The organism is Pseudomonas psychrophila HA-4, from assembly GCF_000282975.1.
Lineage (GTDB): Bacteria > Pseudomonadota > Gammaproteobacteria > Pseudomonadales > Pseudomonadaceae > Aquipseudomonas > Aquipseudomonas psychrophila_A.
Genome location: NZ_ALJC01000010.1, coordinates 1 through 22,025 on the forward strand (window position 1 = coordinate 1; position 22,025 = coordinate 22,025).

Sequence of the window (22,025 nt, forward strand, 5' to 3'; positions counted from 1 at the left end):
ACCCAAAAAGTTGGATGGGTGTCCAACTTTTTGGGGGCAGTTCAGAACCCAACATAAAGGCCCTGAGGTTTTCACACCTCAGGGCCTTTTGTGTTTATGGCTATTACTTACGCGGCTTTAGCGTCGGCTTCGCTCAGCGAGCGGTTCAGGGCGCTGAACAGAGCCTTGAAGCTGGCGGTGGTGATGTTTTCATCAATGCCCACGCCGTGTACAGCACGCTCGCCATTCACCCGCAGCTCGATGTAGGCCGCGGCCTTGGCGTTGGTGCCTGCACCAATGGCATGTTCGTTGTAATCCATTATTTCGGCATTCACAGGCAGGCCCGCCACCAGTGCTTCCAGCGCACCGTTACCTTTGCCGCTCCAACGCAGGTTAGTCTCGCCAGCGCCTTGAGCAGAGACCTCAACGTCGACGGCGCTGTGGCCGTTTTCTTCCTGCAGACGATGGCTCACCAACGCGTAAGGCGTGTTGGCTTGCAGGTATTCGCTGTGCAGCAAGCTGTGTATTTGCTGTGCGCTCATTTCAAGACCAAGACGATCAGTCTCGCGCTGAACCACCTGGCTGAACTCGATCTGCATGCGGCGTGGCAAGCTGATGCCGTATTCCTGCTCCAGCAGGTAAGCAATCCCGCCTTTGCCCGACTGGCTGTTCACCCGAATCACGGCTTCATAGCTGCGGCCAATGTCGGCCGGGTCAATCGGCAAGTACGGCACTTCCCACAGGGCGTCCGGCTTCTGCTGGGCGAAACCTTTGCGGATAGCGTCCTGGTGCGAGCCTGAGAACGCGGTGTGCACCAGATCGCCAACATACGGGTGACGCGGGTGAACCGGAATCTGGTTGCACTCTTCAACCACTTTGCGCACGCCGTCGATATCGGAGAAGTCCAACTGTGGGTCCAGGCCTTGTGTGTACATGTTCAGGGCCACGGTCACCAGATCAACGTTGCCAGTGCGTTCGCCGTTACCAAACAGGCAGCCTTCGACGCGATCAGCACCGGCCATCAAGCCCAGTTCAGTGGCGGCAACACCGGTGCCACGGTCGTTGTGGGTGTGCAGGCTGATAATCACGCTGTCACGGCGGTTGATATGGCGGCCGAACCACTCGATTTGGTCGGCGTAAATATTCGGGGTGGCGCACTCAACGGTGGCGGGCAAGTTGAGGATCACTTTGTGCTCTGGCGTCGGGTTCCACACCTCGATCACCGCGTCACACACTTCCTTGGCAAACTCCAGTTCGGTGGCGCTGAAGGTTTCTGGCGAGTATTCAAAGGTCCACTGGGTGTCTGGCTGCTCGGCGGCATATTTGACGAACAGTTTGGCCGCGCTGACAGCGATTTCCTTGATGCCGTCTTTGTCTTGGTTGAAGACGATGCGGCGGAACGACGGCGAGGTTGCGTTGTACAAGTGAACGATGGCTTTTTTCGCGCCGCGCAGCGATTCAAACGTTCGTGCGATCAGGTCTTCACGGCCTTGGGTCAACACCTGAATGGTGGTGTCTTCCGGGATGTGGCCGTCTTCGATCAGCGTACGCACAAAGTCAAAGTCGGTCTGCGAAGCGGCCGGGAACGACGCCTCAATTTCTTTTACGCCAACGCTGACCAGGGTTTTCCAGAAGCGCAGCTTCTTTACCGCATCCATTGGCTCGATCAGCGACTGGTTGCCGTCGCGCAAGTCGGAGCTGCACCAGATAGGTGCTTCTGTGATGGTTTTCGAAGGCCAGGTACGGTCAGGCAGGTCAATGACCGGGAAAGCGCGGTATTTGGACGAAGGGTCTTTGAGCATGGTCATCAGGCAATCCTTTTTAGGCGAGCCGGCTATTCAAGAGGCGGCTAGCTGAAGAAATACAAAGCAGAAGGCGAGGCACCGCAACTAGCTTTGCAGTCGTGCACTGACGAGGCAAAGGCTGCGGTGTTGGCGAAGCAGAATGAGGATGTGAGGTGCGTTCATGGACTCAACCCTAACCATTGGTGAGAAAGATGGCAAGTCGCCAAAAAAAATTGAGAGGACTGCTCGATTTTGGCGGTTAATCGGTTTTTTATAGCTCTATAAAGTTGAAATGGCTTTTTTAATTGCGCTGTCTACGTATCTTCCAGCGATAGGCTGCCGAGGTAAGCAGGCGTTACAAATGCGTGCTGTTTGAACGTGAATGGGGGACTGCCGGGCTTTATGAACATTTAAGTGTTGAAGAGGGTCTGCAAATCCTTGTGAAAAACCCTGAAATACCGTGAAAAGCCCTGTGTTGCGCTGCTCAAGCATGAGCACTGATGAGCGTTTTCACTTCATCACTCAAATTGTCGCAATACTTATTGGCGCTTCCACAGCAGCGCCACACGCTCTGGAGAGAACAATAATCAGCAGCCAGGTATTTCGATGCGAGCTTATAGCTATCTGTTTCTGATGATGGGTTGTATGTGGGGGGCAGGGGCAATTGCTTCGCCGTCTATCAATCCGGGGCCAATGTTCGGTTTTCTTGATAACGGTAAAAGTGCAGTCCTGAAACGTATTTATAACGCTGGGTCCAGTACGGCGTTCGTAAAGGTCGTGGTTCAGGAAATCATTTACGACAATCGGGGGCAGCCTATAGAACAACCCCCCAAGGCACTCTCTACAGTGCCAATGGCTCAACAGAACACTTTGTTGGCGAGTCCGGCGCGGATGATTATTCCCGCCAATGGTATGCAGTCGACGCGGTTGTTATTTCTGGGCAGTCGCGAACAGGAACGTTATTACCGGGTTCGTTTTATTCCGGTGTTGCCATCGAGTGATGACCGTTTCGATCAAAGTGACGATGACCAGAAAAATTATAAAGAAGCGCTGACAGCACAAGTGACGCTGTTAACAGGCTTTGGCACGTTTATGTTTGTCAGGCCCGATAACGTTATTTTTGATACCCGTCTTAAAGACGAAAAGGGCACCTACAGCGTGCATAACGCTGGCAACAGTGTTGTTGCTTTAGACTTTGTTAAAAGCTGCCATGTTGAAAAGGCCAGTGAGTGTTCGCCGGTTGCGCAACATTACGTACTGCCTGGCCGCACTTATACATTTACCAAAGAAGAAAATAAAACCCATAGTTTCGTGCTTCAAGAAGGTGCGTCGAAACGCGCTATCTCTATCCCGACTACTTGAGTTAATCCGTCTTTGACACTGTTTCACCCTGTACACCTAAACTAAAAAAGGAAGTAATAATGAAACGTACTTTTATGGCCACTGTCAGTCCTGTGGCCCTTGCGTTGTTGACCTCGCTGAGCGCTGCACATGCTTTGGCGGCTGATCCTATTGAAGTACAGGTTCAGTTGATTGCCAGTGTGCCATCGACCTCATTTTATGTGGTACCGGCTGATACAGGCTGGATTGGCGTTCCACAGCGTCTGGAATGGACGCCGGATCCGGTCGCACCAGGCGGCGGCAAGCTGAGTACACTGCGTAAAGCCTTCGATGTTAAAAACAGTTCGGGGGCGATTGCAGCACGTCTCACCGACAGTGGCGGTGCCTTCCTTTCAAACGGAACTGGCATGGTGCCCCTTGATGTTCATTTCAACAACCAGGAACTAAACCCCATTACCGCTCAGGAGGTGATCAGCGCCACTGAAGCTGCTGCCGGTAAACGTGTTGATTTGACTATTGCTACCAGTCAAACCGGCGTCGGTATTCCGGCGGGAGAGTACACGGGTATTGTGAATATGACGTTTGATGCCGTTCCCCCTCGATCACTGTAAGTCGAGTTGAGTAATACCTAAGTTTTAAGACTCTCTTTTCAGGCAGTCGAACTGTCAGCGACGCGTTCGGCTGCCTGAAAAGCGGAGGTGCAGGTTTTACATAAACAATGTCCGTGTGTCTGGATAATTACTATTGAACTCTTTAATGGGTCGTGCCCTGACTGTAGGTTGTTCGATTATTCTGTCGGTCGGCATTAACGCTGAGGTCCATCAACCTTCAACGTTGGGAGTATTGCGTCAGGCTGAGTCTTTGCCCGCTGGCTTTCAGGAACACTTCTTTGATGTGCCGCTCGCGGTACGGGTCGATGTGAATTCACAGGTGCTGGGGGACGCGTTGGTCATTCTCAGTCGTGAAGAAAAAGTGCGTTTGCTCAGCTTCACAGATACCCAAGAAAGCCAATTGCCCGAGTCTGAGCGTGCCGAATGGTTGGCGATATTGTCCACACCCACAGTGCTGGGCAGTTGCACTAATAACTGTGCTAACGGTTTGCTGGCCTTGCATTACAACTTGCAAGACTCACAGTTTTCAATATTGACCGATGATGCTGAGCGCGCGCTCGCTCCGGCTCAATACCATGCCCTGCCCGAAGGCGGGAGTGCAGGTTTGATTCTGCATAATCAATTAAACATTGCGCGCGGCGGTGGCTCTCAAACCAGCACGGCGGCGCGATATAACGTTCAGGCCACCAGCAGCATCGGCAACTGGACGCAGATGGCGTCGGCCGAAATGGCGCGCACCGGTGAGCCCGACTCACCCACGTATCATTCACTGAACCAGCTTTACGCGCAGCGCGAATTTGCCGGCAATTTTTTCCGCCTGGGGTATTTCACCCCGGATGCGCTGGGCGTCTATCGGCGGCCGCGTAATTTTGGAGGTAGCCCTGACACTACGCTTGGCGTTATGTACGGTACCAGCGATAGCCTGGCGGTTAACAGTTCCAGCCCCAGTACCTATCCTGTTTATGTGACGGCCAGCCGTCAGGGTCTGGTTGAGGTGTATCGCGGCGGTGTGCTGATTTACAGCCAGGCCGTGACTACTGGCTTGCAGACCCTCGACACTCGGCGGTTGCCCGGAGGCATTTACCCCGTTCAGGTGCGCTTGATTGAGGACGGACACGTGACCTCCACCACCGAGGAAGTGATCTACAAGCCCAATAACTGGCGTAATGCCGATCAACCTTGGCGCTACAACGTCTTTGGCGGTAAACGGCGTCAACTATTGAATAACTGGGGTGATAACCAGCGGTACGATCAGGGTTTGACCTATGGGGCTCTGGTCAATTACCTGCTGCACCCACGGGTGATTCTTGGTGTGGATGCCCAGCGCGTGGCGCAAAAGATGCAATACGGCAGTTCGATCGACTGGGGTTTCACGGACAAGATCAGCCTCTACAGCAATGTTTATCAAACAGCTGGCTATGGCACGGGTATGGATATTCAGGCCCGTTATCAATATCAGGGGGGGAGTGCGCTGCTTTCTCACTCACGTGCTTGGTTAGATACCCGAAATGACATTGATTACCTGGACACCGTCGCGATTCGTCCAAAATATCGCTACAACGGCCGCACTCAGAGTACGGCACTGTCACTGAATCACCATTTGAACGTGACCAGCAGCCTGACCGCCCGAGTCAGCCACAGCAGCGGCAATACCAATGGAATAGGGGTTGATTTGAGCTGGTTGCGTCGCAGCAGGTTATTTGGCAGCGATGCGAACTGGCAGGTGTCAGTGTTTGACCGACCTGCAAGCATCAGCACTGGCAGCCAGCGTAATCGCGGAATCGACGTCAGTATCAACCTAGCGCTGGGCAAACCTGGCGGTAGCCTTTCGGCCAGTATCGGTAGCCGCACATCCCGCGAGGGCGCACGCGAACTCAATGGCTCGTTGGGCTACAACAAGGTCCTTGAGGGCGACTTCTTCAAAAGTTATTCCGCTGGGCTTACCGCGGACAGTTATGGCGCTGGCCTGAATGGCTCGACCCAATTCGAAACCCGAATGCTGAACGGCGATGCCTATGCTCTGCGCTCTTCTTATGACGGCGAAATCAGCGGCGGTTTAAACCTTGCCAGTACCGTGGCGATAGGGGCAGGTGCAGTGGCGGCCAGCGGTAGTTTTTATGGGGGCGAGGGGGCAATGATTGTTGACCTTGAATCGGATGTCGACAGCGTGCTACTGCGCGCCGATGAGATGGGCGGCAGTTACGGTGCGCTGCTCAAGCCAGGGCGTAATATCGTCCCGGTAAGTGCTTATAAGACCGGCACTGTGCATTTCGATTTTGCAGGGAGCGACGACCCTGCCGCGACAATCTACCCAAACGTCAGCCGCTACCACGTCAATAAAGGAGGTGTCGCCTACCAGCAACTGCGTGTGCATAAAACCGTGTCAGTGCTCGGGCGTCTGGTCGACCCCCAAGGACGGCCAATGGGCGGTGCCCTTATTCAAAATCCTGTCGGCAGCGGAGTCTCGGAGGTGGACGGGTTCTTTGTCCTAGAAATGAGCGAGTCATCACCCACGTTGAACGTGAGTCATCGAGGTCAGCCCGCGTGCAGTGTTGTGCTGGAACCGAATAAGCATAAACGGGAAAACAATGTGCTGGTGGTGCCAGATATTGTGTGTGTGTCGGCTTCAACCGTTGCAGCAAAGGGAGTCTGAGCCGTGAGTGTATTAATCATCAAGCGTGTGCAATGCACGCTAAAGCGCCTGTTTTTAGAGAGAGGGCAAGCACTTAGAGCGGTCAGCCTCAGTTGCCTGATGTGGGCAGGGCAGGGCATGGCAAGTGAGTACACGATCACCGCCGAATACACGCCGGATCCTGACAATCCCGGGAATACGATGTTTATTAATACCAGCGTGGATGGAGGCGTTTGTGTTGAAGTCCCGCGGCTGTGTACGCCGGACAGGCTGAGAAGTTTTCTGACCCAATTTGGCGCAGTATCGGATGTTGGGCTTATTGCCAGAGAGGCGTATGCCAATGAGCGTTCAGGTGCTTTTTTCAGTATGGATGGCGCTTTTCGATTTGTGACATTGACCAATGAAGCAACGGGCAATACCCGTACCCTCAGGTTTGCGCTGGCGGGCTACGGTGGCCGTTACGTACTCAATAAGCCCGTGGACGGTACTAAGGGGCACGACCAACTATGGTGGGGCAAAACTGATCCGGGAGGGGCGTGGTGGCAAGCGCCTATTCCCTGTTTTGGCGGGGCGACGCCAGGGTATACCAACCTGACGTTTGACTTCTTTTGGCGCACGCCGCATGAAAAACGTTCGTGCGTCAAACTCCCGGTCTTTGATATTTCCGGACCGTTCCAATACACCAACGTTAATGTGGCCTATTCGCTGCTGACACCCAACCCGGTGGACATGGATGCCGGTACTTATAAAGGAAGTCTTATGTACAGCGTGGGTCCGGGCGCGGACATCGATTTTGGCGACAGGACTGTTGCCAGTGACCATGCCCTGATCATTAATTTTGAATTGCGGGTTAATACCTCGCTAAAAGTTGAATTTCCAGCAGGGTCTTATCGAGCTGTTTTACAACCTGAGCAGGGCTGGGAAAACAGCATGAGTGGCGGGAAATCGGCACCGTCGCTGAGTGCGCGTCATCTCTTTAAAATAGCCGGCACAGGTTACTTCAAGGCGTATCTGAACTGTGAATATGTGATCGGTCTTGACTGCGCAATCAGCACAGATACAGGCACTGGATCTTCGCAAGTACCGGTCGATATTTCAGTCAGTTTGCCGGCCAGTATTGTTCAATGGCCGGGGAGTTCACCTGCGTTAAAGGTGCCTCTGAAGTACGGGGCTGAGCAGGCCGCGGTGTTTAAAATGGGCGGTTTGCATGGGGCGCAAACAGCAACCATGCATTACGACGTAAACGCGCAACATGTCACAGAGATGATGCGTTATCCGGGGAGTACCTACAGCGGTTTAGCGACGCTTATTTTTGATGTGAACCTGTGAGTAGAGTGGGGGTGAACGGCGTATCAGCAGGTGAGGAAATTAAAAGTTTAAATGTAGGCTTTGTCTGACATGAATAAAGAGTCGGTGTGTTACTAAAGTGTGTATTGTCGCTGATTGACCAGAGTGCTGTTAAAGCTTTTTGGCCTTTGTTATATAAGTCTGTAAACGAGGGGGGTACACTTCAGAAGATCGAAAGTTAAGGCTGCAATATGGCCCGGTATTTAATAGCCGACGTAATGTTGTTTGATGATGAACTGTATGAAGTCTCAGACTTGGGTAGCGGCGTTGCACCCATCGTCATTGGGGCTGCCGCCAGTCGCTGCTTATCGACATTGCTTGAAGCCCAAGGCGCCATTGTGACTAAAAAGGCGTTGTTGTATGCAGGGTGGGAGCGTTATGGCCAGCAAGTTTCCGCTAACAGCGTCAATCAGTCTATTGCCCAGATTCGCCGTTGTTTGTCCACTGTAGGGCACTCTTATTTTGTCGTTACGGTGCCCCGCATTGGTTACAAAATCAGCGATACCTTGTCAATTGAGAGGCTCAGTGACAGTGCACCAGCACCGAATTGTGAGGCTTACAGCGCACCGATACTGGCTGTGGGTGGTGCTGAGATCTCAGTGATTGCCCCGCCAGAGCGCAGGAGCAGGCGTACGTTACTCTGCCTGGTCGGGTTGTTGTTCTTTAACACCCTTCTGGCTTTTGGTTGGCAAGGTGGGCAGTTAAGTTCGCCGCTGTCTTCTGCCATTGAGCTTAGTTACATGCCGGTGCCGGGGGGTAACAACCTGCATCTATTTTCGGCACCGGGTTTAAACATAAGTCCTGAACGAATCAAGGCTCATCTGTTTAAGTTGAAGAGCAAACCACCCGCGTTTACCGGTTTGGCGAGTTACGCCTATGTCTATTTTAACGGTGGGCTAAGGGATAACGCGTATGGGTATTTTTTATGCCAGGACCCGATAGAAGTCAGTGTGTCGGGGTGCATATCCTATTTAGTTGTGGATGAAACCGAGTAATGGCGGCTGTCAAATGGAGTACGCGCGGGATCGTTATAGTTGCACTGCTGGGTTTGCCTTGGGTCGTCGCTCTGTGGTTTTACTCTGCCGATCGGGTCGTTTGGGAGTGTCATCTGGACTTTGAAGTCCTTGTAGTGTCATCCGACTTTACTGACGCGCGTACGTTGGGTTCTTACAGTCAGTTTTTTAACGGTAATAACATTGGTTTTTCCAGAATCAGTGGCCGCAAGGTACTCCTGTTGAAGGACACTAAATCCCAAGTCTACAACTTTCATCGTTTTGTCGATTTCAAGTACATGCAGGCGGGGCCTTATCTGAAAAAAACCGTCACTAAAATTACGCGCAAACGGGGAGATACACTGAGTGACGAACAGAGCCTGGCCTTCATGAGCGAACCCGGGGAAGACGTATACGCACAAGTATTGAAGCTGGGCCCCAACACCTATTCGTTTGGCCACTTGGGCATGCCGCGCCAGATCTGTCAGGGGCGCCAGGGTTGGCTGATGCCGCGTTTACGTTAGGCTCAGGGCTTAAAGGCTCCGATAAAAATGGCAGGATCGACCCGCGCATCGTTCAGGCTGACGTTCCAGTGCATGTGTGGCCCGGTAGCGCGGCCGGTTGAACCGACTTTGCCGACCACATCGCCGCGTGCCAGTTGTTGGCCAAGCGTGGCGTCGATTTTCGACATGTGACAGAACATGCTGATAAAACCTTGGCCGTGATCGACAAACACGGTATTGCCATTAAAAAAGTAATTGCCGATTAGGATGACTTTACCGGCTGCCGGGGTTTTGATCGGTGTGCCCGCGGGCACGGCGAAGTCTAGGCCCGCATGCGGGTTGCGCTCTTCGCCGTTGAAGAAACGGCGCACGCCAAATTTGCTCGACAGCGGGCCGTTGACGGGCTTGTCCAGCAATAAGTTGCTCGGCGTGTTCGGGCTGAAGGTGCGGTACGCCTTGATTTGCACCGCTAGCTCGTTCTCGATGCGTTTGAGGTCGTCCGGGTTTGGGTTGACCTGGCGCTGGTTTTTCAGGGTGATGTGCTGCTCAGGGTACTTCTTGTTGCCCACGCTGAAGGTCAGGCTTCGGCCATTAGCATTCAGTGTTTGGGTGCCCGGTTTGACGGTCAGCGGGATACCGACAATCGCGCGCCAAGTGTCCTGTTCTTTGACCACCAACACCGGTTTGCCATCGTATTTAGCCTCTGGCCGTTGCGCGCCATTGCCTAGGTCAAGCACCGCCACCCCGCCCGGCACTGGCTTGTTGAGCAGTCGGGTGATGTAGCTGTCGGCGGCCGAAGCGTTGAAGGCTAGGCACAGCAATAAAGCGGCAGTAAAAAAGCGTGGCATTAGCTCAATCCAGTAAAGAAAGGGTCACGGGCGTCAGGTGATTGTCTTCAACCCGTACCTGTAATTCGCCTTCGCCCAATCGGGCCTTCAGGCGCTGGCCATTGTGGGTCTGATCGGCGCTGCGAATGGCATTGCCGCGCTCGTCGAGCAATATGCTGTAGCCGCGACCTAAAGTGGCCAATGGGCTGACCACATGCAGGGTTTGCATTTGGCTTTGCAAATTGAGACGACGGGCCTTGAGGCCTTCACGCATGGCACGCGGCAAGCGCTCGGCGAGGCTGTCGAGGCGCTGGCGCAGTAATGCCAGTTGGCGGCCTGGATGTTGCCCGGCCAATCGTGTTTCGAGGCGGATCAAGCGTTCGCGGCGCGTATTAAGGCTGCGCTCAAACGCGCGGCGCATACGCATGTCCAGGTCATCGAGACGCTGAGCTTGCTGGCGCAACCGTTCACCCGGATGGCGCAGACGCCGCGCCAAGCCATCGAGGCGCAGGCGGTCGCGCATCAGGCGATCGCGGATACGCATGACCAGTCGGCGATGCAGGCTGTCGACCCGGTGTTGCAGATCACTGGCGTCCGGTGCTAGCAGTTCCGCAGCAGCAGACGGCGTTGGTGCGCGCACGTCTGCGACAAAGTCACTGATCGATACGTCAGTTTCGTGCCCGATGGCACTGACGATTGGGGTGACACAGGCGTCGACCGCCCGCGCAACGGCTTCTTCGTTAAAGCACCACAGGTCTTCGAGGGAACCACCACCACGGGCCAGAATCAACGCGTCAAAGCCCCGCGCATCGGCCAGTTTCAACGCCCGGACAATTTGCGCGGTCGCTTCACGGCCCTGCACGGCGGTGGGGATCAGGGTCAGTTCAACCTGAGGGGCGCGGCGGCGAAACACGCTGATGATGTCGCGAATCACCGCGCCGGTGGGCGAGCTGATAATGCCGATGCGCTGCGGGTGTGCAGGCAACGGCACTTTGCGCTCGGCACTGAACAAACCTTCTGCACTGAGCTTTTCTTTCAGCGCATCAAAGGCCAGGCGCAGCGCGCCATCACCCGCCGGTTCGACAGTGTCGAGGATCAATTGGTAATCGCCACGGCCTTCAAACAGCGAGACCTTGCCGCGTACTTTGACCGCCAGACCGTCTTTCAGCGCCTGACGCACCCGCGCAGCGTTGTTGCGAAACAACGCGCAGCGTACTTGAGCACCGCTGTCTTTGAGGGTGAAGTAAATATGCCCAGACGCTGGGCGGGCGAGGTTGGAGATTTCGCCCTCGACCCAGATGTTGCTGAACACGTCTTCGAGCAAGACCCGCGCCCGGCCGTTGAGCTGGCTGACGGTCAGGACTTCTCGGTCGAGATTGAGTCGTGCAAAAGGATCTTTAATCATGCGGGCCATCATAAGGGCGGATTGTTTTGGCTGCACCTATCTGGTTAAAGTCCACGCACTAAATACAAGGAAGTAGGGCAATGGATTTACCTTTTACCGGCGGTGAGTGGGTGTTGATTGGGCTGGCCATTGCCTTGGCTTACATCGTGTTTGGCGTGGCGGGTTTTGGGACGGCGCTGGTCGCCGGGCCGATTTTGATCCTGTGCTTGCCGTTGTCGAAAATTATCCCGCTGCTGGTGTTGCTCGATTTTGTCGCTGCCTTTGGCAACTGGTTGCCCTCGCGGCGTGATGTGGCGCGCCCAGAGTTACTCCGCTTGCTGCCCTGCATGGCGGTCGGTTGCATCGTCGGTGTGGTCTTTTTGCTGAACCTTAAATCCGACCTGTTACTGCTGTTGATGGGCGTGTTTATCAGTGCCTACGCGGTGTACAGCCTGGCGGTAAAAGTTCGGCCCCGCCAAGTGGCGGCGGGGTGGGCGGTGCCGACGGGGGTCATAGGCGGGTTGTTTGGTGCTCTTTTTGGCAGCGGCGGCTTTTTATACGCGCTGTACTTGAATGCGCGGCTGGCCAAGGACGCGGCACGGGCCACGCAAAGTGCGTTGATCAGTTGCAGCACTGTGGTGCGTTTGAGCCTGTTCGTGATCGCGGGTGTGTACACCGACGGTGAGTTGTTGTGGTTGGCCGTCTGTCTGTTGCCGGCGATGGCGTTGGGGCTTTGGATAGGGCGTAGACTAGCGATCAAATTGTCACGCGAAGCCTTTGTCCGGCTGGTGACCTGGCTGGTGCTGGCAAGCGGCGTTGCGCTGATTGCGCGCTACTTGAGCACTTGATTTCTTGTAGGCGCGAGGCAAGCTAGCGCCTACCGTGCCTGTTTCTTTTTATCTATATGTGCCGTACCCATGAATTCGCAAAGCATCATCGTTCCTAAAATCTCCACTCTGCCGGTCCACGAGCCGCGTGCCCGCGCGATCGTGCGTTGGCTGGTGCGCAAGAACATCATTGAAGAAGAACTCAGCACCTGCGGCCGCACGGGTAATGGCATGGCGTATGCCATCGCCCCGGGTGCGGCGAGCGTTGTGTTGCACCCTGAAGCGCTGCCGTTCGGTCATCCAATCAATGGCCTAGAGATCGTCACCAAGCGCTGCATCTACACCCCGGCCAAGGGCTTTCTTGAAGAAGCAGGCTGCGCCGAATGCCGCAAGGAAGTTGGAGAAGCCCTGTTCGACAGCCTCGAAGACTGGATGCCAGGGCGCACTGACAACTTCACTTGCCCCCTGTGTGGCCATGAAGATGACATCAACGGCTTCCTGTTTTTGCAGCCCTGCGCGTTTTCCAATCTGGGGTTTATCTTCAATAATTGGGCCGAGGCGGGTTTCAAGCAGCGCTTTCTGGATGAGTTTGCTGATTGGCTGGATCAGCCGGTGGCGTGGGTCAACGTTGAGTTGTAAGGGAGTTTTCTGCCTCTGGAGTCAATAAACCATAGCCTTTAGCGCAAAACTCTCTAAAGGTTTCCGTTGAGAGCTACAGGTGTTTTGAGTACAATGGCGCGCTTCCATTTTCCCGCTCGGGAGCCCCAGCGATGCTGCGTATCAGCCAAGAAGCACTCACATTCGATGACATCCTTCTCGTTCCCGGTTATTCCGAGGTTCTTCCGAACGAAGTCAGTCTAAAGACTCGTTTGACCCGTGGCATTGAACTGAATATTCCGCTGGTTTCCGCCGCAATGGACACCGTGACTGAAGCCCGACTGGCGATTGCCATGGCTCAGGAAGGCGGTATTGGCATCATCCACAAGAACATGACCATCGAGCAGCAAGCTCACGAAGTGCGCAAGGTCAAACGCTACGAAGCCGGTGTGGTTAAAGAACCCATCACTATCGAAGCTGACGCGACGGTTCGTGAACTGCTCGAACTGACCCGCCTGCACAACATCTCCGGCGTACCTGTACTGCACAATGGCGACCTGGTCGGCATCGTGACGTCCCGTGACGTGCGTTTCGAAAACCGTCTCGAAGCCACTGTTCGTGAAGTGATGACGCCTAAAGAGCGTTTGGTCACGGTCATGGAAGGCGCCGATAAGAACGAAGCTCGTGAACTGTTGCACAAGCACCGCATCGAGCGCGTGCTGATCGTCGACGACAAATTCGCCCTCAAAGGCATGATGACTGTCAACGACATCGAAAAAGCCAAGGCTTACCCGCTGGCTAGCAAAGATGACCAGGGTCGTTTGCGCGTCGGCGCAGCGGTCGGTACCGGTAAAGACACCGAAGATCGCGTTTCGGCTTTGGTCGCCGCTGGCGTTGACGTTGTTGTCGTCGATACCGCACATGGTCACTCCAAAGGCGTGATCGACCGCGTACGTTGGGTCAAGCAGAACTTCCCTCAAGTCCAGGTCATTGGCGGCAACATCGCCACTGGCGCCGCGGCTCTGGCCCTGGCAGAAGCGGGCGCTGACGCAGTTAAAGTCGGTATCGGCCCAGGTTCGATCTGCACCACCCGTATCGTGGCCGGTGTGGGTGTTCCACAAATCAGCGCCATTGCCAATGTAGCGGCAGCGCTTGAAGGCACAGGCGTACCGTTGATCGCTGACGGCGGCATCCGTTTCTCGGGTGACCTGTCTAAAGCCATCGTCGCAGGTGCTTCCAGCGTGATGATGGGTTCGATGTTTGCCGGTACTGAAGAAGCGCCAGGCGAAATCGAACTGTTCCAGGGCCGTTCGTACAAGGCGTATCGCGGCATGGGTTCGTTGGGTGCAATGTCGCAATCCCAAGGTTCCTCCGACCGTTACTTCCAGGATTCCTCTGCGGGTGCCGAGAAGCTGGTGCCGGAGGGCATCGAAGGTCGCGTGCCGTACAAAGGCTCGCTGACGGCGATCATTCACCAACTGATGGGCGGTCTGCGTTCCTCGATGGGTTACACCGGCAGCGCCGACATCGAGCAAATGCGCACCAAGCCTGAGTTTGTGCGCATCACCGGCGCAGGCATGGCTGAATCCCACGTCCACGACGTGCAGATCACCAAAGAAGCACCTAACTATCGCGTCGGCTAAAGCCGCCAGCTAGAAGCCACAAGTTATAAGCTGCAAGCGGTACTGCGTAAACGCAGTTACCGCCCAGCCCCGATTACTTGCAGCTTGCAGCTTGACGCTTGCAACTGCTTTTAAGAGTTTCTGCTATGTCCCTCGACATTCACGCCCACCGCATTCTGATCCTGGACTTCGGTTCCCAGTACACCCAACTGATCGCTCGCCGCGTGCGCGAAATCGGCGTTTACTGCGAACTGCACCCGTTCGACATGGACGACGCAGCGATCCGCGAATTTGCCCCTAAAGGCATCATCCTTGCCGGTGGCCCTGAGTCTGTACACGAAGCCAACAGCCCGCGTGCACCACAAGCTGTATTTGACCTCGGCGTACCAGTATTTGGTATCTGCTACGGCATGCAGACCATGGCTGAACAGCTGGGTGGCAAGGTTGAAGGTTCCGAGCTGCGTGAATTCGGTTATGCCCGCGTAGACGTGGTTGGCAAAAGCCGCCTGCTCGACGGCATCGAAGACCACATCGACGCAGACGGCCTGTTTGGTCTGGACGTGTGGATGAGCCACGGTGACAAAGTCACCAAAATGCCATCCGACTTCCACGTCCTGGCCAGCACCCCGAGCTGCCCGATTGCCGGCATGTTCAACGACGAACGCGGCTACTACGGCGTGCAGTTCCACCCGGAAGTGACCCACACCAAGCAGGGCGGTCGCATCCTGTCGCGCTTCATCCTCGACATCTGCGGCTGTGAAGCCCTGTGGACCCCGTCGAAAATCGCTGAAGACGCAATCGCCAACGTCCGCGCCCAAGTCGGCACCGACAACGTACTGCTGGGTTTGTCCGGCGGCGTTGACTCTTCGGTAGTGGCTGCCTTGCTGCACAAGGCCATCGGCGATCAGCTGACCTGCGTATTCGTAGACAACGGCCTGCTGCGCCTGCACGAAGGCGAGCAAGTGATGGCCATGTTCGCTGAGAACATGGGCGTTAAAGTGATCCGCGCCAACGCTGCTGATCAGTTCCTGAACAACCTGGCTGGCGAAAGCGACCCAGAGAAAAAGCGCAAGATCATCGGCCGTACCTTCATCGACGTATTCGATGCTGAATCCTGCAAGCTGGACAACATCAAGTACCTGGCGCAGGGCACCATCTACCCCGACGTGATCGAGTCGGCTGGCGCTAAAAGCGGCAAGGCACACGTGATCAAGTCGCACCACAACGTGGGTGGCTTGCCGGAAGAAATGAACCTCAAGCTGGTTGAACCCCTGCGCGAGCTGTTCAAGGACGAAGTCCGCCGTCTAGGCCTGGAACTCGGCCTGCCGTACGACATGGTCTACCGCCACCCGTTCCCGGGCCCGGGTCTGGGTGTACGCATCTTGGGTGAAGTGAAAAAGGAATACGCCGACCTCCTGCGTCGTGCTGACCACATCTTCATCGAAGAACTGCGCAAAGCCGACTGGTATCACAAAGTCAGCCAAGCATTTGTTGTTTTCCAACCGGTTAAATCGGTGGGTGTAGTAGGCGATGGTCGTCGTTACGCATGGGTTGTGGCCTTGCGTGCTGTAGAAACCATCGACTTCATGACGGCACGTTGGGCGCACCTGCCTTACGAACTGCTCGAAACCGTGAGCGGTCGCATCATCAACGAAATCGAAGGCATCTCACGCGTCACCTACGACGTGTCGAGCAAGCCGCCAGCGACGATTGAGTGGGAGTGAGGTTTTCTCCCAACTATTTGATTTTATTAAAAAAATAAAAACAGATAATGATGTTTGATACGTCATCAATGGCGTTTTTTATGGCGCACATCGTACGGATGTGAGAGAGCTACATCGATACCATGTCCTGGACAGGGATTGCCGGCATGGTATCGAGAACGCTTAGCAGCGCAGATGTCAGCACTAACTGTTTGCCCATCACCCCTAGGGTGCTGGCGCGTGTTTTGAAGAAACTCACGCGCAGCCTTCAACCCGCGCAGATTTCGGGCTAGAAGTTATCAATCGCGTTGCACATCGACACCTTCCCCGCTGGCTGCGGCTGGACCATTGCCCACTGCTTGCCGCCCGCCTCCAATTCATCCAGCTGGAACGAACAGTCCGCCGACATGGTGGCCTGCACCATGTAGTCCACGCCAGGCCGAGGCACGAAGGTCATGGTCTTGGCACACTGCCTAGAATATTGCAGGCGCCTCAGGTAATGGAACGCGATCGGCTTGTTCGCCGGCACCACTAGCTCCGACGATACCGCACCAGCCCACGAAAAGATCGGTCCGGGAATGCCGAGGTTTTCGCCGTTATGGTCGGGGAAGCCGGGTTTCGCCGACGCCATCACCCCTGCGCCGGGCACGTTCCAGTCGAGGCAATCACGCCCCGGCACGGCGCGCACCAGGCCGTCGGTGAGCAGGCGGATACGCGCGGTCTCGCCGCCCTGCGGGGGCACGTAGCCAGTGGATAACGAACGCACGTTCGCCACTTGGCCGCAGCCGCCGAGCGCTAGCAGCAGCACGGCGGGGATTACAGGCAACACTCTCATCAGGCATCGACTCGTAGGGGCAAGTTAAGGCTGGCGGCAGTTCTGGTTGACCGACAGATGTGGCGCCGGCTCATAGCTCACGCGCTGCAAACCATCGGCGTCCTGGAACAGGAAGTATTTGACGCGACAGTCCTTGAACATCGCTGAGTAACCCTCCGCCCGGAAGCCTTGGCCATCGACCTGTTTGGTCACGGTATTGTTGCGGCTGACCACCGCGAGCACCTTCTGATAGCTGTCGCCCATGTTTACCCCAGGCTCGCCGGTGATCGCGGCCGAGGAGGCGCAACCGCCCAGCGCTGTTGCCGCCAGGGCCAATGCGGCACCATACAATCCGTTGCGTAGATTGTTCATTCCCTGTGTCCTTTTGGTGATGGGTTAACGGCGGCCGTCGCACACCGGCGATTCGCCAATGCGGCCTAGCTTGCACAGGTCCAGATCGTCCGTGCGGATAAAACCCGCATCCTTCATGCAGTAGAAGCGCGTCAGCACCACATCAATCGGCGACTTGTCGCCAACGCCATCAAGATTGGTATACCCGCAAGCCCGCATTGCGTCATCGACGCCCTGCTGGGAGACGCCCTTCTTTTTCCATTGGGTGTAGTCCCCTGGCGGCGGTTGAAAAGGGGTACAGCCCCCAACTACTACCAGAAGGCTCAGGCCCAACAACTGATTTCGAGTCAGCAACATCACATTCTCCATGTCCATGAGCGCCCCGGACTGTGCCCGATTACCGGCGCCCGTCACACACCGCAGACTCACCAATGCGACCGAGCTTGCACATGTCCACGTTATCTTTGCGCTTGAAGCCTGCGTCTTTCATGCAATAGAAATTCGTTAACCTCACATCGATTGGCGACCTGTCTCCTGCGCCATCAACATTGGTATATCCGCACGCACGCATCGCAGCAACGATCCCGGCCTGCGATACGCCCTCCTTGTACCATTTTGTGTAATCCGGAGCCGGAGGTTGAAAGCCCCTTCCCGTGCAGCCAACTAGTAACACAACGCAAAAACCCAGCAACAGGCTCCTCGTGAACATGGCGTTCTTCCTTAAGAGTTGACTCGGATAAGTGTGAGACGCCGTAGGGTGAGTCGCTCTAGAAGGGTTTGCAAGCGTCCCCGGTATCCTCATAGCGGTTATGCACTGTTTGATTGCCGTCCAGCACGTTCAGTCATTCCCATAGGCGAGCGTGTTTCAGCTTATGAAGTATTGGTCCATTGACCAACATTTCACTGCCCGTGACTGCTGGTCTACGAGTACTTTCAAACATTGGATCTTGAGTCAATATAGGATCAGGGCGGTATTGGCAGACGGGTCAATTGCCAAGCCGATCACCACATCGCATGAATGATGCAGTGCTCGTGAAAACAGGTTTTCGTCTAGGGTGTTTTTCGTGGTGTCGGCAGAAATGATCTAAATAAAGCAATGATTTATATCGGTTTTTTATGATTGTTTATCTCCTAGTGCGAATGATCCCGCGTCAGGCATTGCCCCGCTGGAATGTTTGTCAGCGCTCCCTAGTAGATCGCCTCGCTCACACTGTCGTGTGGCGACGGAAAGAGCATGAAAATCAGCGAGAAATTGGGACAGATCAGTTGGAGCGATGTAGAGGTCACCCGTAATTATTAGCATGTGCTTCCTTGCGCGACTGCCCCGACGCAGCATTGAATGTTTGGTCGGGAAATCGGTTACTCAGGTGATAAGCACCACCTTGCCCTGGATACCGCCCAGTGAAGCTCGCGCATGGGCAGCCGAGGCTTCGGCCAAGGGGAATATGCTGTCGATCACGACACGGATACTACCGTCCTCAAGCAAGCGCCCTGCCTCTGCTAATTGGGCGCCATTGGAGCGCACTTGTGTCGAGGAAACAGTGACCCCTAAACCAGCTGCTTCATCGTGTCCCGAGAAGCCTAGAGGGTTGACCAAGAAGAGCGAGCCTCCCTGTTTGATAACACTCAAAAAACGTTCCATATTCCGGCCGCCGACAGCGTCAATCACTAGGTCAACATCACTTGCGACCGTCTCGGCTGCAACTTTGGTGTAGTCGATGAACTCATCGGCTCCTAGGTCGCGAAGAAGTCCTTCATGCTTCCCTGAGGCGACTGCTATTACTCGCGCACCTTTCCATTTGGCAATTTGCACTGCCAAGTGCCCAACTCCACCCCCAGCGCCATTAACCATAACCGTTTTGCCTTTCAGTGAGACCGGTGTATGTCGGAACGATTGGAGTGGGTTTGGCAAATCATGACCAGGGTCAATCAAAAACTGCCAGGCAGTTAGCAGAGACATCGGCGCACCGGCTGCCTGTACATGGTCGATACCATTGGGTTTCAAGGCCAGTTCGGATACAGCGACGCGGATATATTCGGCATAGGCGCCACTACCCTTCATCAGGTCTGCCGGGAAGCGCACCATTGCGTAGACTTCATCACCCACGCTTAGCCCGGATACCTCGTCGCCAATTGCCGCAACGACGCCAGATATATCGGTACCGAGGATCAGCGGAAAGGTTGGATCCGGCTGCCATTCAGGCGGCAGAGAACGGAAGCCATCTCGCAGGTATAGGTCTGGAGGGTTGATACTTGCTGCGCTTATGCGAACCAAGACTTCACCGGGCCCGGCTAAGGGCCGAATAACATCTTCATAGCGCAAGACTTCGGGACCACCGAATTCGTGTAGTTGCACCGCTTTCATCATGTTGATCATCATAATCTCGTTCAGAGAATCACTTGGATGACAGATGTTATTAGGGTTCGGCAGGGTTGATAATAGTGCTCTCGTTCGCTTTAATGTTGCCATGAAGGCACAAATTGGTCTCGAAAGCCTGACAGGCTTAATCGCGTTCGCCCGCGCTGGTTCTCTAGGCAGTTACACTGCCGCAGCTCGCTCGTTAGGGGTCTCTCCGTCCGCTATAAGCAAAAGCGTGCAGCGGTTGGAACGTCATTTCGGCGTATCTCTCTTCACACGTACAACGCGTTCCTTGACGCTAACAGCGCAAGGCCGAGACCTGCATGAGCGCGCGCTACAGCTACTGCGCCATGCAGAAGAGATTGAGCAGGTAGCGAAGTCAGCTCGTTCCGAACCAGCAGGGACTTTACGCATTGCGACATCACTCCCGATTGGGTTGCACATGATCGTCCCGGCCATTACGGAGTTTCGCAAACGTTACCCTAAGGTGATGGTCGACTTGAGGCTGAGCGACCACTTCGTTGGCATCGTTGAGGAGGGAATCGACCTTGCGATACGGATCGGTGACCTTGCAGATTCATCTCTCCTTTCTCGCCGACTCTCGCCCTACACGCTCTGCTGCTACGCATCGCCCGATTATTTGGCTAGGTGCGGAACCCCTGTTCATCCTGATGAGCTGGCGGCGCACGAAACGGTAAATCTGCGTTATCAAAGCACAGGGCAAGCGTTTCGCTGGCCGATTCGGATGGGGGATAAAGAGATTGAACTATTGCCCTCATCGCCGTTGATCGTTGATGCCAGTGAAGCCGTGATAGTGGCAATTGCAGCGGGCGCAGGCATTGGAATGGCAGCCAGCTTTATGGCTGCTCCCTGGGTGAAACGCCAAGAGTTAATTCCGATTCTGTCCGAATTTGCGGTAAACCGGCACAACATCACCGCCATATGGCCTGAGAGTCGTCGCGCCAACCCGGCTGTGCGTGCTTTCATAGACGTGTTGATCGAAACGCTCTAAAGCCACCGCACGTCGTTAGCCTTCGCTCGGGGATCATCCAGTGCCTGTCTTGCTCAGCGTTTTGAATACTTAACAACGGATCAGTGCTGACAAAACGCTTGTCCAACAAAGTGACCGAGTGGCTGGATAGCTCTCGACAAAGTCCTTGGCAAAACGTTAAAGACAGCCATTGGCTGCCTCTGCCATGCGAAAGTCTGCCCCTGTCTCTTAAGCGACATTTACTGTGCATGGCATGGTTCATGGCTTCTTGATTTTGTTTGGTCTGCATTTCCTGTTTTATAAGGCTTTGAGTGATGAAGTGATAAGAGGGTGGGAATGCTTGGGCGTCCGGCACTGACCGATACCGAACGGCGGACTCGGCAAGCACCTTCTGAGATCGATACCCTGCATCGTCATCCGAGCAAAAGCCTTTGCACTATCTCAGCTCTTTGGCCAGATCTAACCAAGCCGTTGCAGCCGGAGGCAAATGGGCACCGGCACGCCACGCTAATGCAATATTCCAATCCGTGTCTGGTTCATCAAGAGGTACCAGAGCGATGCCCGCATGTTTATGTTTTTGCGCAAGCATTCGCGGTAAAAATGCCACCCCCAAACCTGCAGCTACCAAGTCGGCAATGAAATCAATCTGCCCGCTACGGGCCGTCACTCGGGGCACAATCCCTCTTCGATCACAAGCGGCCATAATTAATGCGTTAAGCGCAAACCCCTCCTCAAAGAGGATGAATGGCGAATCCGCCAGGTCACTGAAATCCATTCGCTTGCGTCGCGAAAGCGAATGGGAGCTAGGCAGCACAACCACCAAGGGTTCGTTGCGCACCTCCTGATAAGCGAAGGTTTCATCGGTCGGAATCAGCAGTGCTGCCAAGTCCACCTCTCCGGCCTCCAGGCACTCACGCAGTTTCTTACTGCCGTGCTCTATCAGTTCTATATTCACCATCGGATAGCGGCTGCGATAAGTGGCAAACATCTCAGCGAACAATACCCCGCAGCCTACAGGCGGCAAGCCGATCCGCAGCGTACCGCCCTTCAGGTCACGCAGTTCGTTGATCTCGGCGATCAGATCGTTGCGCTCTGCGAGTAAAACCAGTGCGCGTCGATAGGCAATCTGACCTGCGGCCGTCAACTCGCTTTTATGGCCGATACGGTTCAGGAGTGGCGTACCTAACTCATCTTCGAGCGTCCTGACCGCCTTGCTGACCGAGGACTGAGTCAACGACACAACCTGCGCGGCTTGAGAGAAACCTCCCTGGCGCACTACTTCTACAAACACCCGCAGCGTTCTGAGATTCATGTGTATTCCAAAAGCGACTTATTTCGAGTAGGAAAAGTTGTTTTTATCA

At 55.0% G+C, this 22,025-nt stretch carries 20 protein-coding genes and 1 pseudogene; 11 read left to right on the forward strand and 10 right to left on the reverse strand.

What is annotated here, in order from left to right:
* Window positions 1-107: 107 nt before the first annotated feature.
* Window positions 108-1,787 (reverse strand): 2-isopropylmalate synthase, encoded by a 1,680-nt coding sequence (leuA, locus tag B347_RS0101120; protein ID WP_019407884.1) that lies wholly within the window; start codon window positions 1,785-1,787, stop codon window positions 108-110.
* 582 nt (window positions 1,788-2,369) lie between these two features.
* Between leuA and B347_RS0101125 the strand changes: the two genes are divergently transcribed.
* The 6 genes from B347_RS0101125 (at window position 2,370) to B347_RS0101150 (ending at window position 9,210) form a co-directional block, all read left to right on the forward strand.
* Window positions 2,370-3,125: a hypothetical protein gene (locus B347_RS0101125; protein ID WP_202800808.1), complete on the forward strand. Its 756-nt coding sequence runs from the start codon at window positions 2,370-2,372 to the stop codon at window positions 3,123-3,125.
* Window positions 3,126-3,184: 59 nt separating this feature from the next.
* Window positions 3,185-3,715: a CS1 type fimbrial major subunit gene (locus tag B347_RS0101130; RefSeq protein WP_019407886.1), complete on the forward strand. Its 531-nt coding sequence runs from the start codon at window positions 3,185-3,187 to the stop codon at window positions 3,713-3,715.
* Between the two features lie 145 nt (window positions 3,716-3,860).
* The gene (locus B347_RS0101135) at window positions 3,861-6,368 is read left to right on the forward strand and encodes a TcfC E-set like domain-containing protein (protein ID WP_019407887.1); all 2,508 of its coding nucleotides are present in this window, start codon (window positions 3,861-3,863) and stop codon (window positions 6,366-6,368) included.
* 3 nt (window positions 6,369-6,371) lie between these two features.
* Window positions 6,372-7,676: a hypothetical protein gene (locus B347_RS0101140; protein WP_019407888.1), complete on the forward strand. Its 1,305-nt coding sequence runs from the start codon at window positions 6,372-6,374 to the stop codon at window positions 7,674-7,676.
* Between the two features lie 209 nt (window positions 7,677-7,885).
* The gene (locus B347_RS0101145) at window positions 7,886-8,689 is read left to right on the forward strand and encodes a winged helix-turn-helix domain-containing protein (protein ID WP_019407889.1); all 804 of its coding nucleotides are present in this window, start codon (window positions 7,886-7,888) and stop codon (window positions 8,687-8,689) included.
* Window positions 8,689-9,210: a hypothetical protein gene (locus B347_RS0101150; protein WP_019407890.1), complete on the forward strand. Its 522-nt coding sequence runs from the start codon at window positions 8,689-8,691 to the stop codon at window positions 9,208-9,210. The genes B347_RS0101145 and B347_RS0101150 overlap by 1 nt, the downstream gene beginning before the upstream one ends.
* 2 nt (window positions 9,211-9,212) lie before the next feature.
* On the opposite strand, the gene B347_RS0101155 is transcribed toward B347_RS0101150, so the two are convergent.
* Window positions 9,213-10,037, reverse strand: a complete 825-nt coding sequence (locus B347_RS0101155; RefSeq protein ID WP_019407891.1) for a M23 family metallopeptidase — start codon at window positions 10,035-10,037, stop codon at window positions 9,213-9,215.
* Window positions 10,038-10,041: 4 nt separating this feature from the next.
* Window positions 10,042-11,421, reverse strand: a complete 1,380-nt coding sequence (xseA, locus tag B347_RS0101160; RefSeq protein WP_019407892.1) for an exodeoxyribonuclease VII large subunit — start codon at window positions 11,419-11,421, stop codon at window positions 10,042-10,044.
* 80 nt (window positions 11,422-11,501) lie between these two features.
* On the opposite strand from xseA, the gene B347_RS0101165 reads away from it, so the two are divergent.
* From B347_RS0101165 to guaA, 4 genes are all read left to right on the forward strand, one after another.
* Window positions 11,502-12,248: a sulfite exporter TauE/SafE family protein gene (locus B347_RS0101165; RefSeq protein ID WP_019407893.1), complete on the forward strand. Its 747-nt coding sequence runs from the start codon at window positions 11,502-11,504 to the stop codon at window positions 12,246-12,248.
* Window positions 12,249-12,317: 69 nt separating this feature from the next.
* A complete protein-coding gene (locus tag B347_RS0101170; RefSeq protein WP_019407894.1) occupies window positions 12,318-12,866 on the forward strand; it encodes a hypothetical protein in 549 nt (182 codons plus the stop codon).
* A gap of 131 nt (window positions 12,867-12,997) precedes the next feature.
* Window positions 12,998-14,467, forward strand: a complete 1,470-nt coding sequence (gene guaB / locus B347_RS0101175; protein WP_019407895.1) for an IMP dehydrogenase — start codon at window positions 12,998-13,000, stop codon at window positions 14,465-14,467.
* Window positions 14,468-14,592: 125 nt separating this feature from the next.
* Complete coding sequence (gene guaA / locus B347_RS0101180; RefSeq protein WP_019407896.1) at window positions 14,593-16,170, forward strand: glutamine-hydrolyzing GMP synthase; 1,578 nt, start codon at window positions 14,593-14,595, stop codon at window positions 16,168-16,170.
* Window positions 16,171-16,438: 268 nt separating this feature from the next.
* Here guaA and B347_RS0101185 read toward each other — a convergent pair whose 3' ends face one another.
* The 5 genes from B347_RS0101185 to B347_RS0101205 form a co-directional block, all read right to left on the reverse strand.
* Window positions 16,439-16,984, reverse strand: a complete 546-nt coding sequence (locus B347_RS0101185; RefSeq protein ID WP_019407897.1) for a hypothetical protein — start codon at window positions 16,982-16,984, stop codon at window positions 16,439-16,441.
* 24 nt (window positions 16,985-17,008) lie between these two features.
* Window positions 17,009-17,335 carry a hypothetical protein gene (locus tag B347_RS0101190; protein ID WP_019407898.1) on the reverse strand — a complete coding sequence of 109 codons (327 nt, stop codon included), beginning with the start codon at window positions 17,333-17,335 and terminating at the stop codon, window positions 17,009-17,011.
* 24 nt (window positions 17,336-17,359) lie between these two features.
* A complete protein-coding gene (locus B347_RS0101195; RefSeq protein ID WP_019407899.1) occupies window positions 17,360-17,671 on the reverse strand; it encodes a hypothetical protein in 312 nt (103 codons plus the stop codon).
* A 40-nt stretch (window positions 17,672-17,711) separates the two neighbouring features.
* Window positions 17,712-18,023, reverse strand: coding sequence for a hypothetical protein (locus B347_RS26810; RefSeq protein ID WP_019407900.1), 312 nt, complete (start codon window positions 18,021-18,023; stop codon window positions 17,712-17,714).
* 654 nt (window positions 18,024-18,677) lie between these two features.
* The gene (locus B347_RS0101205; RefSeq protein WP_019407901.1) at window positions 18,678-19,691 is read right to left on the reverse strand and encodes an NADP-dependent oxidoreductase; all 1,014 of its coding nucleotides are present in this window, start codon (window positions 19,689-19,691) and stop codon (window positions 18,678-18,680) included.
* A gap of 34 nt (window positions 19,692-19,725) precedes the next feature.
* Between B347_RS0101205 and B347_RS0101210 the strand changes: the two genes are divergently transcribed.
* Entirely contained in the window at window positions 19,726-20,685 is a 960-nt protein-coding gene (locus B347_RS0101210; RefSeq protein WP_019407902.1) for a LysR family transcriptional regulator, read from the forward strand.
* A 13-nt stretch (window positions 20,686-20,698) separates the two neighbouring features.
* Here the strand turns inward: B347_RS0101210 and B347_RS27110 are convergent.
* Together B347_RS27110 and B347_RS0101220 are read right to left on the reverse strand one after the other, a co-directional pair.
* A pseudogene (locus tag B347_RS27110) lies at window positions 20,699-20,835 on the reverse strand (IS4 family transposase); the annotation flags it as partial.
* Between the two features lie 265 nt (window positions 20,836-21,100).
* Window positions 21,101-21,976: a LysR family transcriptional regulator gene (locus tag B347_RS0101220; RefSeq protein WP_019407903.1), complete on the reverse strand. Its 876-nt coding sequence runs from the start codon at window positions 21,974-21,976 to the stop codon at window positions 21,101-21,103.
* Window positions 21,977-22,025 lie beyond the last annotated feature (49 nt).